The sequence below is a fragment of the Prauserella isguenensis genome (assembly GCF_014191605.1).
GTDB lineage: Bacteria > Actinomycetota > Actinomycetes > Mycobacteriales > Pseudonocardiaceae > Prauserella > Prauserella isguenensis.
Genome location: NZ_JACHWU010000003.1, coordinates 303,811 through 318,158 on the forward strand (window position 1 = coordinate 303,811; position 14,348 = coordinate 318,158).

The window sequence follows — 14,348 nt, forward strand, 5'->3', positions numbered from 1 at the left end:
TGCCCTCCCGCTTCGGTCGCCTCTCCGGCGCGGGCCGTCACGGTCCCGGCCCGCGCCGGACGAGGACGGGTGCCGCCCCGTCGCCGGGCACCACGGCGAGGTCCCCTCCTCGGTCGGTGCGCGCGACGAGTGCGCCCGCCGCTTCCAGGGTCCGCAGCGTGACGGCACTGGGATGGCCGTGCTCATTGTCCGCGCCGACGCTCACCAGCGCGATGCGCGGCCGCACCGCGGTGAGGAACTCGGGCCGGGTGTAGCGGCTGCCGTGATGCGGCACTTTGAGCACGTCGGCGCGCAGGTCGACGTCGCGGGCGAGCAGATCGCTCTGAGCCGCCAATTCGATGTCGCCGCTGAGCACCACGCGACCCGCCCGTGTCGACGCCCGTAGCACGAGGGACGTGTCGTTGACGACCGTGCCGTCCTCGCTCTCGCCCGCCCGTGCGCGTTGCGGGGTGTGGTGCGGGCCGAGCACGTCGATCGTGAGCGTCTCCCAGCGCAGTCGCTCGCCCGTGGAGAGCTCGACGAGCGGCGTCCCGCTGCGACGCGCCGCGCCGGACACCTCACGCCACGCCCACGCCGGGCTGCGTCCGCCGCCGACCGCGACCCCTCCGACGCTGCGATCGTCCAGCAGGGCCCGCAGGCCACCGACGTGGTCGGCGTGGAGGTGACTGAGGACCAGCAGCGGCACGCGCTCCACGTCCAGCCGGTCGAGGCAGCGGTCGATCGTCCGGGGGTCGGGCCCGGCGTCGACGACCACCGCGCGGCCCGGACTCCCGGTCGCCAGCACGATCCCGTCCCCTTGTCCGACGTCGCACGCCACGACCGCCCAGTTCTCGGGCGGCCACCCGGGCTGCCACCACCGCGGCGGCAGGGTGACCACGAGCATGCCCGTCACCACGACGGCCACGGCCACCCGCGTCTTCCGATACCGCAGGGCCACCACGCCACCGACGACGATTCCGGCTGCGGCGATCCCGCCCCACCAACCCGTGGGCCACGACACGACCGCACCGGGCACGGCGGCCGCCTCCCTAGCGACGACCACCAGCCAACTCACCCCTGGTCCGGCGAGGTGCACCAGGATCTCCGCGGCAGCGGGCAGGGGAACGGCCAGTGCGGCCGCCGCGACGCCCAGCACCGTGACCGGAGCGACCACCGGCGCGGCGAGCAGGTTCGCGGCGACGGACACCAGGCTGACCTCGCCCGCCATCCCGGCGATGACCGGCGCCGTGGCGACGAAGGCGGCCACCGGCACGGCGAGCGCCTCAGCGGCACCGGGAGGTACCCGGCGGGCGGCGAGCGCCGCGGCCCACCGGGGCGCCAGGAACACCAGTCCGCCGGTCGCGACGACCGACAACGCGAAACCCATGCTCGTGGCCATCGCGGGGTCGACCAGTATCAGCCCACAGACGGCGACGGCCAACGCCGGCACCACCGACCGGCGGCGTCCGAGCACCAGTGCGGCCAGCCCCAGTGCACCCATCACCGCGGCACGCAGCACGCTCGGCTCGTACCCGACGAGCACCACGAACGCGGCCAGCGCCAGCCCGGCCACGCCGGCGGAGGTGCGGGGGCCGAGCCGGACCGCACGGGCCAGGAGGAGAACGGCTCCGCACACGATGGCGACGTTGGATCCGGACACGGCCGTGAGATGGGACAGTCCCGCGTCGAGGAACTCCTCCTCCACGCGCGCCGACTGCGCACCGGTGTCGCCGACGACGAGCCCGGGAAGCAGGCCCGCCTCGTCGTCGCCGAGCACGCCTGCGGCCTCCCGCAGCGCGGTGCGCACGACGTCGGCCGACCGCTGCCACCAGGACGCGGTGCCGACTCGCTCCGGCGGGCCGCGCACGTAACCCACCGCCACGGTCATGTCCCCGGGACGGGCCGGTGCCAACGAGACCGACGTGCCGAACCGCTGGCCCGGCAGGAGATCCGTCCACTCCCCAGCCGGTGCGATGAGCAGTACGCGGCCCGTCGAGGAGACGCCGCTCCTGTCGCTGTCCGCCGCCGCGACGCCGTCGTCGCCCACGTCCGCAACCCGCACGACGTCGACCGGCACCAGTACGGACCGGACTCCACCACGGCGGCCTCCGTAGCCGTCGTCCCGGAGCGGGCGCGGCCGTTCCCGCACCTCGGCCCGCAGCCGAACGTCGGCGCCGTCTGCGGCCACCGCGCGAAGGGGATCGTCGGTCACGTCATGGACCCGGATGCCGACCGGCACCAGCACCAGAGGTCCGCACACGCCCAGGGCCACCGCCGCCGCGGCGACCCTGGGCCACCGGCGACGCCTCGCATGCGCCGCGACGAGAAACCCCGCCACGGCGGCGAGGCCACCCACCGTGACCGCCGCCTGCCAACCCCACTGGAACCCGGCGAGGGAACCGGCCCAGACGACCGACGCTGCGGGCACCAACCGCATGTCCCGCCGTGCGCGGTACGACGGGTCGGCGGTGACCTCGGATGCCGCGCCGAGGCCTGCGGCGACGGTCACGCGACGCTCACCGCGTCGCGCAACGATTCGAAGCGTTTGGTCCCGATACCGTCGACCTCGCGCAGCTGTTCCACCGCGGTGAACCGGCCATGCTCGTCGCGCCACTCCAGGATCCGCCGGGCCGTGACCTCACCGACGCCGGGCAGGCTCTCCAGCTCCTCCTGATCGGCCGAGTTCAGCGGCACGGGTTCCTCGTCGGCCTCGCCGTCCGCCCCGGCCGTCTCGGCTGTCGCGCCACGGCCCTCGGCGCCGGTGCTCACTCCCGGCGGCACCGACACCCCGACGTAGATCTGCTCGCCGTCCACGAGCTCGCGAGCCAGGTTGACGGACAACAGGTCGGCGCGGCGCGGCGCACCGCCGGCGGATTCGACCGCGTCGGCCACGCGCGCGCCGGCGCGCACCCGCACGAGGCCGGGTTTCCGCACCTTGCCGACCACACTGACCACCAGCCGTTCCGGCGAGCCACCCGCCGCTCCCGAACCGGACGTGACCGGGGTCGCCGACCCCGCCTGCGAGCTCGGCTGCGGCGACCCGGACGACGGCTCCGCGTGGGCCGCGGGCAACGGCGGTGGGGCTTCGGCCGCGGGTTCGGCGGCGAATACGAACCCGGCAAGTCCGAGCGCTACCACGACCCCCGCCGCCACGGACGCGATCACCCGGCGCGACGGCCCGCGGCGTGCCCCGGCGGGCACCCATCGTTCGACGAGCCGCCCGGCACGGGCACGCAGAACCGCAGGCACCGGATTCTCGTGCCGGCCCCCGGTCTCATCCGACGGAGGACCGGCGCCCCCGTACGCGCGTACGCCGTCGTCCGACGGCGCGGTGTCGTCCGGCGGCGCGGTGTCGTCCAGCGGCGCGGTGTCGTCCGACGGCGCGGCTTTCCCGGTGGATGTGGACGGGCCCGCATGCGACGGTGCGTCGCGAGTTCGCGCGGGAATCACACCACGGCGTGCGGCCTCGTCACCCGCCGGCGGACACGCCGGTGTGCGGTCCGGCGGCTCTTCCGGAGTGCCGTCGAGAGGCGCGAGCGCGGCCAGGTCCGCCAGTCGTCGATGCGGTCCGCGCGAGGCGGTCGTGGCGGAGCGACCGGCCCGAACCTGCGTTGTTTCGTCGAACACACGCTCGACGTTAGGAAGCCGGCGAGCGACGCGGCAGAGGGAATGTCCGGCTCTGTGGACAGGCGGGGGTGTGTGGACAACTTCCTGGCCGAGGACAGGATCCGCCGATCACTGTCGGTGGGGTGTACTACGATGCCGCGCCGCCCTGCCGGCTGATCACGCGTCCCGCCCCGGCACCCGCTGCCCCGTCCTCACCGCTGCCCCGGCACCCGCTGCCTCATCACCCACTGCCCGTCGTCACCGCTCTTACGTCACCGTTCCACCGGCCTTGGTCACGGCTCGGGCACCGGGGGCTGCACGACGACGCCGAGCACGCCGGGGCCGGTGTGCGCGCCGATCACCGCGCCGAGTTCGCTGACGACGCACCCTCGCGAGCTGGGCAGACGCTCGTCCAGCCGCGTGGCCAGCTCGGCAGCACGGTCCGGTGCGGCCAGGTGGTGCACGGCGACCTCCACGTCCGACTCGCCTCCGGCTGCCTCCGCCGCCAACTCGACCAGCCGGGTCATCGCCCTGCTCGTGGTGCGTACCTTCTCGAGGGGCGTGATCTCCCCGTCGGCCATGTGCAGTACCGGTTTGACCATCAGTGCCGTGCCGAGCAGCGCCGCGGCGTGGCCGATCCGCCCACCGCGGCGCAGATGTTCGAGGGTCTCGACCACGAACAGGGTCCGCGACCGAGCCGCAGCCGCGGTCGCGGCGTCCTCGACCTCCTCACCGGTCACACCGGATCGCGCCGCGGCCGCTGCGTGGCCCGCTGCGAAGCCGAGTCCCATGGCCGTCGTCCGCGAGTCCACGACCCGCACGCGATCCGGCCCGACCTCCTGCGCCGCCAGCACCGCGGCCTCCCAGGTGCCCGACAGGCGTTTCGACAGGTGTATCGACACGACCGAGTCGGCACCCGCGTCGAGCGCCGCCCGGAACTCCGCCGCGAGCTCCGCCGGGGTCGGCCGCGACGTGGTCACGATCCGTTTGCGCCGCAGCGCACCGGTCAGGGCCTCGGGTCCGAACTCGCCGGACGGCACAGCCGTCCCGTCGACGAGCACGTGCAGCGGGACCACCCGGATACCGGCACGTTCGGCGAAGCCTTCCGGGAGATGGGCGGTGGAATCGGTGACGACGGCGACCGGCACGCCGCCACCCTACGTTCCGCGGGCCTCGCCGCCGACGACCGGCGCGGGCGCCACGCCGGGCAGCATCGCCGCGATCCGTTCCGCCATGGCGTGTCCCACGGCGGCGTGACCGTCCCAGCCCCAGTGCATGCCGTCGGGATTGCCGTGCCCGCCGAGGACGTGCTCGCCGACGACTGCCGCCACGTCGAGCATCGGGACGCCGGTGCGCTCGGCCCACGCGTCGAGCCTCGCCGCGGTCGCCGCGCGTTCGCTGTGCACCCGGCCGTAGTCGGCGGACCGGTGCACCGACGGCAGCCAGCCCACGATCGGCAGCTCCGAACGCAGGACGCGCAGCGCGCCGACGGCGGTGTCGAGATAGCGGACGGTCAACCGGGAAGGCAGCACGGCGGGCCTGCCCCGCGTGAGGCGGGCCAACGCAGGCTGCGCGCGACGGTAGGCGCCGCGGGCGAACCGCCGGAGCCCGTCGGGGCGCAGGTAACGCAATCCGGTGCGCAGGTACGTCGGCAACGGTGACGGCAACGTGTCCATGCTGCCGACGGCCAGCACGACGACGTCGGCGCGGTGCAGCTCGGCCCACAGCTGCGGGTCGCCGATCAGCGCCCACCACGCGTCACGCGCCGTCCATCCGAAACCCGCGAACAACACGGCCTCGCCGCCGATGTCGCGGGCGCACACGTTCGGCCACAGGCGGGGTTCGTCGGCCGGATGTCCGCTGTCAGGTCCATGGAAGCTCAGCGAATCGCCGAGCACCAGAATCCGTGGCGCGGTCGTCGGTGCCTGATCCGCCATCGCCGGTGCTATCCCGTCATACCCGCGTTGTAGGCCTGCAGGCGCCAGCGGTCGTCGCGACGACTCAGGTCCACCCAGTGGCAGTTGCCGATGCCACCGAGCGACGGCCACAGCGCCACGGGCAGGTCCACCAGGTAGGCGGTCAGCGCGAGGATCAGGCCACCGTGGGCCGCAAGCAGCACGGTGCCGTACTCCTCGTCGTCACGAACCAGATCGGCAACGACCTCCCCGGCACGTTCGGCGACGTCGACACGGGACTCGCCGCCGGGCGGGGCCCACGCCGCGTCGAGTCGCCACCGGTCCCGCTCACCGGGCGCCTGTGCGTCCACCTCGGCGCCGGTCATACCCTGCCACTCGCCGAGATGCGTCTCCCGCAGCCGCTTGTCGAGCCGCAGCGGAACGCCGATCGCGTCGGTCAGCACCGTCGCGGTGTCGGTGGCCCGGCGCAGGTCGGAGGCGATCACCAGGTCCGGTTCGAACCGCGTGAGGGCTGCCACGGCGAACCGCGCCTGGTTCCAACCCACCTCGGTGAGTGCCGAGTCGAGGTGACCCTGCATGCGGCCCGCGGCGTTGTAGTCGGTTTCGCCGTGCCGCCAGAGCACGATCCGTTCGACGCTCACTGGGCGTCCGATTCCTCGGCTGCGCGGGCCACGGCCTCGTCGAGGCCGTCGACCTCGAGTTGCGGGCAGTCCTTCCACAGGCGCTCGAGGCCGTAGAAGGCGCGTTCCTCGTCGTGCTGGACGTGGACCACGACGTCGACGAAGTCGAGCAGGACCCAGCGGCCTTCCCGCTCACCCTCACGGCGGACGAGCTTGTGCCCGGCCTTGCGCATCTTCTCCTCGACGTTGTCGACGATCGCACCGACCTGCCGTTCGTTCGGCGCGGACGCGATGACGAACGCGTCGGTGATGATGAGCTGATCGGAGACGTCGAGCACGACGATGTCGGTCGCTTTCTTGTCCGCGGCCGCGTGCGCGGCCACGTTCGCGAGGTCTCGTGCTTCGGCCGTCGCTGCCACGGTGGTGCCCTCCGGATTAGTACGTACGCCGGATGCAGGGTACCCGGAAGGGCGGACGCGCCCGTCGCCTCCGCCCGGTCAGTCGTGATCCGCGCGATACAGCCCGCGTTTGTGGATGTAGCGGACGACACCGTCGGGCACCAGGTACCACACCGGTTCGCCGCCGGCGACGCGCTCACGCAGCGCCGTCGACGAGATCGCCATCGCCGTGACCTCGACGAGACTGGCCTTGCCGGGCGGCAGGTGGTCGTCGTCGAGGCGGTACCCGGGCCGGGTCACACCGATGAAGTGGGCGTTGGCGAACACCTCGTCGGCGGCGCGCCACGTGAGGATCTGCTGGAGCGCGTCGGCGCCGGTGATGAAGAACAGGTCGTCGTCGGGATACTGCACGCGCAGGTCACGCAGCGTGTCGACGGTGTAGGTCTGGCCACCGCGGTCGATGTCCACCCTGCTGACGGAGAAGACCGGGTTCGACGCGGTGGCGATGACGGTCATCAGGTAGCGGTCCTCGGCGGGGGTCACCACCCGATCGGTCTTCTGCCACGGCTGACCCGTCGGGACAAAGACGACCTCGTCGAGTCCGAAACGGGCCTGGACTTCGCTGGCGGCGACGAGATGGCCATGGTGCACGGGGTCGAAGGTTCCCCCCATGACCCCGATGCGGCGCGACGACATGAGCACCCACCCTATACGGCCTCCGATACGGACATCGATCCGCGCCGGTGTTGATCCGTGTGGTGCGGGCCGGCCCTCCCCTGCCGGGTCGGCCCGCACCACACGGGGGCGGCGTGGTGACCTGGGGGCCGCACCACGCCGGCGACCGGGTCCCCGTTCCGATCGCGGATGAGACCTCGGCGCCGGAGCCCCATGACGCCGATTTCTCGTGTCCTGGGTCACATTCCGGCACGAGGGGCCCCTTCGCGACGGAAAACCGCCCCGCGGCGCGGACAGTGTCGGCTGCGGGGTGTAGAGCTGGACCCGTGACTACCGAGGAACACGGCTCCGGCGAGCATCCCGTCAGCAGCCGCCCCGCCCCCGACGACGGCGCCGGCACGGATTCCGGCGCAGGCCTCCGCGGCCGGGCCGCGACACTGCTGCGCGCGCTGGCGGGCGAGCACGCGCAGCTGCGCGACGACCAGTGGACCGCGATCGAGGCCCTCGTCGCGGAACACCGGCGCGCACTCGTCGTGCAGCGCACGGGCTGGGGCAAATCGGCGGTGTACTTCCTGGCCACGGCGCTGCTCCGCGAGCGGGGCGCCGGGCCGACGGTGATCATCTCGCCGCTGCTCGCGCTGATGCGGAACCAGATCTCGGCAGCCTCCCGGGCGGGCATCCGCGCCGCGACGATGAACTCGGCCAACCAACAGGAATGGGACGAGGTGCGGACCGGCGTCGACGCGGGCGAGATCGACGTGTTGCTGGTCAGTCCCGAACGTCTCAACAACCCGGACTTCCGCGACGCCGTGCTGCCCGAGCTGGCGGCGTCCGCAGGCCTGCTCGTGGTGGACGAGGCCCACTGCATCTCGGACTGGGGTCACGACTTCCGCCCGGATTACCGCAGGCTCCGCACGCTGCTGGCGGAACTTCCCGACGGCGTCCCCGTACTGGCCACGACGGCGACGGCGAACGACCGCGTCGTCACCGACGTCGCCGAACAGCTCGGCATCGGCAGGCGGTCCGACACGCTCGTGCTGCGGGGCCCGCTGGACCGCGAGAGCCTGCGTCTGTCGGTGGTCGACACCCCGACGGAAACGGCGCGGCTGGCCTGGCTCGCCGAGCATCTCGAGCAGCTGCCCGGTTCGGGCATCGTCTACACCCTCACGGTCGCCGCCGCCCACGACACCGCGGCCCTGCTCGCCCGGCGCGGCCACGAGGTCGCCGCCTACACCGGTAAGACCGATCCCGCCGACCGGCAGGCCATCGAGGACGACCTCCTCGCGAGCAAGGTCAAGGCCGTCATCGCCACCTCCGCACTCGGCATGGGATTCGACAAGCCCGACCTGGGGTTCGTCGTCCACCTGGGCGCTCCGTCGTCGCCGATCGCCTACTACCAACAGGTCGGCCGCGCCGGCCGCGGTGTGGAGCGTGCCGAGGTGGTGCTCCTGCCCGGCGCGGGTGACAAGGCGATCTGGGACTACTTCGGATCGCTGGCGTTCCCCGACGAGCACCGCGTCAACCAGGTGCTCGACGCGCTGGCGCACGCCGACCGTCCACTCTCGACGGCGGCGCTCGAGCCACGCGTGGAACTGTCCCGTTCGCGTCTGGAGATGGTGCTGAAGGTGCTCGACGTCGACGGCGCGGTCCGGAGGGTCAAGGGCGGCTGGATCGGCACCGGCGCACCGTGGAGTTACGACGCCGAGCGTTACGACCGGGTACGCATCGCCCGCGAGGCCGAGCAACAGGCCATGGTCGACTACGCAGCCACCGACGGCTGCCGCATGGAGTTCCTGCGCAGGCAGCTCGACGATCCGCACGCGCAGCCGTGCGGCCGGTGCGACAACTGCACCGGCGAGCGCTGGCCGTCCCTCGTCGCCGACGAGGTCGTGGGCGAGACGGCCGACGCACTGGCCAAGCCCGGCGTCGAGATCGCCCTGCGGAAGCAGTGGCCGACCGGCCTGGCGGCGCTCGACGTCCCGCTCTCCGGTCGCATCGGCGCCGACGATCAGGCCGCCCCTGGACGAGTCGTCGGCAGGCTCACCGACGTCGCGTGGGGCGGCCGGCTGCGCGACCTGCTCGGCCCGGAAGCACCCGACGGGCCTGTTCCCGACGAACTGGTCCAGGCCTGTATCGCCGTGCTGGCGTCGTGGGAATGGGAGGCCCGGCCGGTCGGCATCGTCGCGATGGACTCGCAACGGCGCCCACGGTTGACGACGGATCTGGCGGGCAGGCTCGCCTCGGTCGGCAGGCTGCCGCTGCTCGGCACGCTCGAGGCCGACGGGCCGCCGCCGCGCCGTGCCAACAGCGCGGTGCGCCTCGCGGACCTGTGGCAGCGGCTCCGGGTCCCCGTGGACCTCCACGCCGCGCTGAGCGAACTGACAGGCCCGGTACTGCTCGTCGACGACCTCGTCGACACCGGGTGGACGATGACGGTCGGTGCCCGGCTGCTACGGCGGGCCGGGGCGGACGCCGTCCTGCCTCTCGCACTGGCGTCGACGAGCTGACCGGGCCGCCGTGACGGTCGCCGCGTGCCCGATATGACCGGTGCGCGACGACGCGGGTCCGATGTGCCCGGTGCGGATCGCGCGTCCGGTGGCTTCCGTTGCGCGGCTCACTGTGTCACCGTGCGTTCTGCCGCGGCGCAGCACGCATCGTGGCCAGGCATCCCACGTCGAGGTGGAGGGCCGACATGGTCGAGTCGCACGTGCCCGCATCCCGCATCACCCGTCACCGGCTCCCGGTACGCAGGCTGGTCGCGGCGAGCGCGGGCAACGCGCTGGAATGGTTCGACTGGACCATCTACGCGACGTTCAGCATCTACTTCGCCAGTGCGTTCTTCCCCGGCGAGCTGGCGACGATCAACACGTTCGCCACGTACGCGCTCGCCTTCTTCTTCCGCCCACTCGGCGGGATGCTGATCGGCAGGCTCGCCGACGTACGCGGGCGCAAGCCGGCGATGATCTTCACGATCCTGCTCATGGCGGGCGGATCCATCATGATCGGCGTCCTTCCTACGTTCGAGCAGGTGGGCTGGCTCGCGCCGATCCTGTTGCTGCTCGCTCGGGTCGCGCAGGGCTTGTCACTCGGCGGCGAGGTGTCGAACGCGTCGGCGTATCTCGGCGAGATCGCGCCTCCCGAGCGCCGCGGCCGCTACTCGTCGTTCTTCTACATCTCCACCGGGTCGGCGGTGCTGCTCGCCTCGCTGCTCGGCTTCGCGCTCGCCCGCGGCATGTCAGAGGCCCAGCTCTACGACTGGGGCTGGCGGCTGCCGTTCCTGCTGGGCGGCGTGCTGGGCCTGGTGGCGCTGTGGCTGCGCCGCACGCTCGCGGAGACCGAGCAGTTCGAGGACAACAAGGCCACCGCCCGGCGGGTGCGGCATCCACTGTTGACGACGTTGAGCAAGCATCCGAAGGCCGTCGGCCTTCTCGTCGGGTTCACGATGCTGTCGACGCTGTGCTACTACACCTTCTTCAGCGCACTCACCCCGTTCGCGGTCAACTCGCGGGGCGCCGACGACGTCGACGTGTTCCTCGCCCTGTCGATCGCGACGGCCCTCTTCATCGCACTGCAGTACCCGATGGGCGCACTGGCCGACCGCCTCGGCCGCAAGCCGCAGCTACTGGTCTGGTCCGCCGCGACGGCGGTGCTGATCGTGCCGTTGTCGAGTCTCGTGGGACCCGGTTTCGGCGGGCTGCTCCTGGTGTTCTGTGTCGGACTCGGCCTCTACACGGCGATGACGTCGATCGCACCGGCGATCATGAGCGAGCTGTTCCCGACCTCGGTGCGCGCCCTCGGCATCGGGGCCTGGTACAACCTCACGGTCGCGCTGTTCGGCGGTACGGCTCCGCTCGTCATCACGGCGTTGTCCGACGCGGGCGCCGGAGTGGCGTTCTTCTGGTACGTCGCGGCCGCCTCCGCAGTGGCGTTCCTCGTCATCCTCCGCCTGCCCGAGACCCGCGGCTCCGAGCTGCGCTGACGCCGGGAGTTCAATGCCGGCCGATCGGCACCAGGTCGTCGGCGTGCACGACCTCGCGGCGGTGTTCGTCGGGTAGTTCGTGGGTCGAGCGGCCGATCATCTCGGGCAGCTCGGTGACGTCGTAGGCCACCACGCCCCTGGCGACGACCTGCTGCGCAGGATCGACGAGGTCGACGACGTCGCCGGCGCGGAAGTCGCCGTCCACGCCGACGATGCCTGCCGCGAGCAGCGACCTGCGTTTGCCGACGACCGCGGCGACCGCACCGTCGTCGAGCTGCAGCCTGCCTTCTGTCCCCGCGGCATAGCCGAGCCAGAATCTGCGTGCCGACAGCCGCTTGTCCGCGGCATGGAACGCGGTGCCGACGTCCGCGCCGGTCAACGCGCGCCGGGCGTCCGCCGCGGCCGCGACGAGCACCGGGATCCCACTGGAGGCGGCCATCCTCGCGGCGGCGACCTTCGACATCATGCCGCCGGTACCGAGGCCGGAACTGGACATGCCTACCTTCAGACCGTCCAAATCCGACTCGCCTGTCACCTCGGCGATCTTCCGCGTACCGCCCGCCCGTGGATCACCGTCATACAGTGCGTCCACATCGGACAGCAGGATCAGGCCGTCCGCCTGGACGAGGTGCGCTACGAGCGCGGCCAATCTGTCGTTGTCGCCGAACCGGATCTCCTCGGTGGCGACCGTGTCGTTCTCGTTGACGACCGGAACGGCGTCGAGGGCCAGCAACCGCGCCAGGGTCCGTTCGGCGTTGCGGTAGTGCGCGCGCCGGACGACGTCGTTGGACGTCAGCAGTACCTGCCCGACGGTGAGGTCGTAGCGGCCGAACGACGCGGCGTACGCGTGCGCGAGCGTGAGCTGGCCGACGCTGGCCGCGGCCTGCTGCGTGGCCAGATCCCGCGGACGGGTGTCGAGCGAGAGCGGGGCGAGACCCGCGCCGATCGCACCGGACGACACGAGCACGACCTGGCCGTCGCTCCCGACCCGGCCCGCGACGGCGTCGACAAGGGCATCGAGGCGGGCGACGTCGAGGCCGTCGTCGGCGGTCGTCAGCGACGACGATCCGACCTTGACGACGACCCGACTTCCACCCGCGATGGCCGCACGTGCCTCACTCACCGGCGCCCTCACTCACCGCAACACTCCGTTTCCGTCGCCGTCGTCTCCGCGCACCGGCCGCCGCCGCGTGGTGCCGACCTCCGTCACTCGTCATCGTCCGCGTCCGGTTCCAGGCCGTCCGGATCGCCGTCCTCCTCGCCCGCGACCCGGCGAGCGCGACGCGCCTGCTTCCGGTCGGCCGCCGACACGCGGTCGCTGCGTTCCAGTCGCGGATCCGTACCGCGTCCCGCCAGCTGTGTCGCGACACTCGGCGTCGACGGTTCCCACTCGAACGTGTAGTCGCCGATGGTCACGGGGCAGCCCGGCTCGGCCCCCATGCGGGCCAGCTCCTCCTCGACGCCGAGGCGGTTGAGGCGGTCACCGAGATAGCCGACCGCCTCGTCGTTGGCGAAGTTGGTCTGCTTGATCCACCGTTCCGGCCTCGGCCCGCGGACGACGAACCCACCGGGCTCGCCGGGGTCCGTTTCGACGGTGAATCCGCTGTCGTCGACGGCCTGCGGCGCGAGGACGACCTTGGTCGGCTCCGCGGGAGGCCGCTCGGCGCGGGTGCGCTCGACGATCTCGCCGAGTGCGAAACTCAGCTCCCGCAGCCCCTGGCGCGACACCGTGGACACCTCGAACACGCGCAGCCCGCGCTCCTCGAGGTCCGGTCGGACGAACTCCGCGAGCTCCGCCGCGTCGGGCACGTCCACCTTGTTCAGCACCACCAACCGCGGGCGGTCGGCGAGACTGTCCCCCAGCGCCGGGGTGTAGCGGGCGAGCTCGTCCTCCAGCGCGTCGATGTCCGACACCGGGTCTCGACCCGCCTCGTAGGTCGCACAGTCGATGACGTGCACGAACACCGCACAGCGTTCGATGTGCCGCAGGAAGTCGAGGCCGAGGCCCTTACCGCCGCTGGCGCCGGGGATGAGCCCGGGCACGTCGGCCATCGTGAACACCGTGTCGCCCGCGGTGACGACGCCGAGGTTCGGCACGAGCGTCGTGAAGGGGTAGTCGGCGATCTTCGGCTTGGCCGCGGACAGCACCGAGATCAGCGACGACTTGCCCGCCGACGGGAACCCGAGGAGGCCGACGTCGGCCATCGAACGCAGTTCGAGCACCAGGTCACGGGAGTCGCCTTCTTCGCCGAGGAGTGCGAACCCGGGTGCCTTACGGGCCCGCGACGCCAGCGCGGCGTTGCCGAGACCGCCGCGGCCGCCCTTGGCGGCGACGAACGTCGTCCCGGCGCCCACGAGATCGGCCAGCACCTCGCCGTCCTCGGTGAGCACGACGGTGCCCTCCGGGACCCGGAGTTCGAGCGTCTCGCCCGCGGCGCCGTTGCGATGGCTGCCCTGACCCTGCTTGCCGTTGCCCGCGCGCGCGTGCGGCCGGAAGTGGAAGTCCAGCAGCGTGTGCACCCCCGGGTCGACGACGAGCAGTACGTCGCCGCCCGCACCGCCGTTACCACCGTCGGGTCCGCCGAGCGGCTTGAACTTCTCCCGGTGCACGGAAGCACAACCGTTCCCACCCGAGCCGGCGGTCAGGTGGATCACCGCCCGGTCGACGAATCGGGTTGTCATGGCTCTGCCTTTCGAAATACGGACACTGTCGAGGTACCTGCGTTGCCGGGACACGGCCGGTGTCGAGGTGCGTCCCCGGCGCGGGCACGGTCGGTGTGCGGCGTTCCGGTGTCGAGATGCGGCGCCGCGATCGCGTACTACGCAAAACGAGGGGCGGGACCGGAAATGTTCCGGCCCCGCCCCTCGTCGGAGTTCCTCGTGGTGCTGGACGGGCCGTTCAGCCCTCGCCCGGAACCACGTTGATCATCTTGCGGCCGCGCTTCTCGCCGAACTCGACCGAGCCAGGGGCCAGGGCGAACAGCGTGTCGTCACCGCCACGGCCGACGTTGTCACCCGGGTGGAACTTGGTACCGCGCTGCCGGATCAAGATCTCGCCGGCCTTCACGACCTGGCCACCGAACCGCTTCACACCGAGGTACTTCGGGTTGGAATCCCGACCGTTCTTGGAGCTGGAAGCGCCCTTCTTGGTTGACATCTGAGCTCAGTCTCCTCT

The 14,348-nt window shown here is 72.2% G+C and carries 12 protein-coding genes; 2 read left to right on the top strand and 10 right to left on the bottom strand.

Annotated features, from left to right (window positions below):
• Positions 1-37: 37 nt before the first annotated feature.
• The 7 genes from FHS23_RS14170 to nadD all read right to left on the bottom strand — a co-directional run bounded on the left by FHS23_RS14170 (position 38) and on the right by nadD (position 7,215).
• Positions 38-2,416: a ComEC/Rec2 family competence protein gene (locus tag FHS23_RS14170; protein WP_183656046.1), complete on the bottom strand. Its 2,379-nt coding sequence runs from the start codon at positions 2,414-2,416 to the stop codon at positions 38-40.
• A gap of 68 nt (positions 2,417-2,484) precedes the next feature.
• A complete protein-coding gene (locus FHS23_RS14175; protein ID WP_343053928.1) occupies positions 2,485-3,228 on the bottom strand; it encodes a ComEA family DNA-binding protein in 744 nt (247 codons plus the stop codon).
• 650 nt (positions 3,229-3,878) lie between these two features.
• Positions 3,879-4,733 (bottom strand): DegV family protein, encoded by an 855-nt coding sequence (locus tag FHS23_RS14180; protein WP_183654752.1) that lies wholly within the window; start codon positions 4,731-4,733, stop codon positions 3,879-3,881.
• 9 nt (positions 4,734-4,742) lie between these two features.
• Positions 4,743-5,522, bottom strand: a complete 780-nt coding sequence (gene octT / locus FHS23_RS14185) for a diglucosylglycerate octanoyltransferase (RefSeq protein WP_183654754.1) — start codon at positions 5,520-5,522, stop codon at positions 4,743-4,745.
• Positions 5,523-5,530: 8 nt separating this feature from the next.
• Positions 5,531-6,142 carry a histidine phosphatase family protein gene (locus tag FHS23_RS14190; RefSeq protein ID WP_183654757.1) on the bottom strand — a complete coding sequence of 204 codons (612 nt, stop codon included), beginning with the start codon at positions 6,140-6,142 and terminating at the stop codon, positions 5,531-5,533.
• Positions 6,139-6,540, bottom strand: a complete 402-nt coding sequence (gene rsfS, locus FHS23_RS14195) for a ribosome silencing factor (protein ID WP_183654772.1) — start codon at positions 6,538-6,540, stop codon at positions 6,139-6,141. Before rsfS ends, FHS23_RS14190 begins: the two co-directional genes overlap by 4 nt.
• A gap of 78 nt (positions 6,541-6,618) precedes the next feature.
• The gene (gene nadD, locus FHS23_RS14200; RefSeq protein ID WP_183654775.1) at positions 6,619-7,215 is read right to left on the bottom strand and encodes a nicotinate-nucleotide adenylyltransferase; all 597 of its coding nucleotides are present in this window, start codon (positions 7,213-7,215) and stop codon (positions 6,619-6,621) included.
• Positions 7,216-7,631: 416 nt separating this feature from the next.
• On the opposite strand from nadD, the gene FHS23_RS14205 reads away from it, so the two are divergent.
• Together FHS23_RS14205 and FHS23_RS14210 are read left to right on the top strand one after the other, a co-directional pair.
• On the top strand, positions 7,632-9,701 hold the full coding sequence (locus FHS23_RS14205; protein ID WP_221219599.1) for a RecQ family ATP-dependent DNA helicase: 2,070 nt from the start codon (positions 7,632-7,634) through the stop codon (positions 9,699-9,701).
• Between the two features lie 185 nt (positions 9,702-9,886).
• A complete protein-coding gene (locus FHS23_RS14210; RefSeq protein ID WP_183654780.1) occupies positions 9,887-11,173 on the top strand; it encodes an MFS transporter in 1,287 nt (428 codons plus the stop codon).
• A 10-nt stretch (positions 11,174-11,183) separates the two neighbouring features.
• On the opposite strand, the gene proB is transcribed toward FHS23_RS14210, so the two are convergent.
• From proB to rpmA, 3 genes are all read right to left on the bottom strand, one after another.
• On the bottom strand, positions 11,184-12,296 hold the full coding sequence (gene proB / locus FHS23_RS14215; protein WP_183654783.1) for a glutamate 5-kinase: 1,113 nt from the start codon (positions 12,294-12,296) through the stop codon (positions 11,184-11,186).
• Positions 12,297-12,379: 83 nt separating this feature from the next.
• On the bottom strand, positions 12,380-13,855 hold the full coding sequence (gene obgE, locus FHS23_RS14220) for a GTPase ObgE (RefSeq protein WP_183654786.1): 1,476 nt from the start codon (positions 13,853-13,855) through the stop codon (positions 12,380-12,382).
• Between the two features lie 217 nt (positions 13,856-14,072).
• On the bottom strand, positions 14,073-14,330 hold the full coding sequence (rpmA, locus tag FHS23_RS14225) for a 50S ribosomal protein L27 (protein WP_183654789.1): 258 nt from the start codon (positions 14,328-14,330) through the stop codon (positions 14,073-14,075).
• Positions 14,331-14,348: the final 18 nt, after the last annotated feature.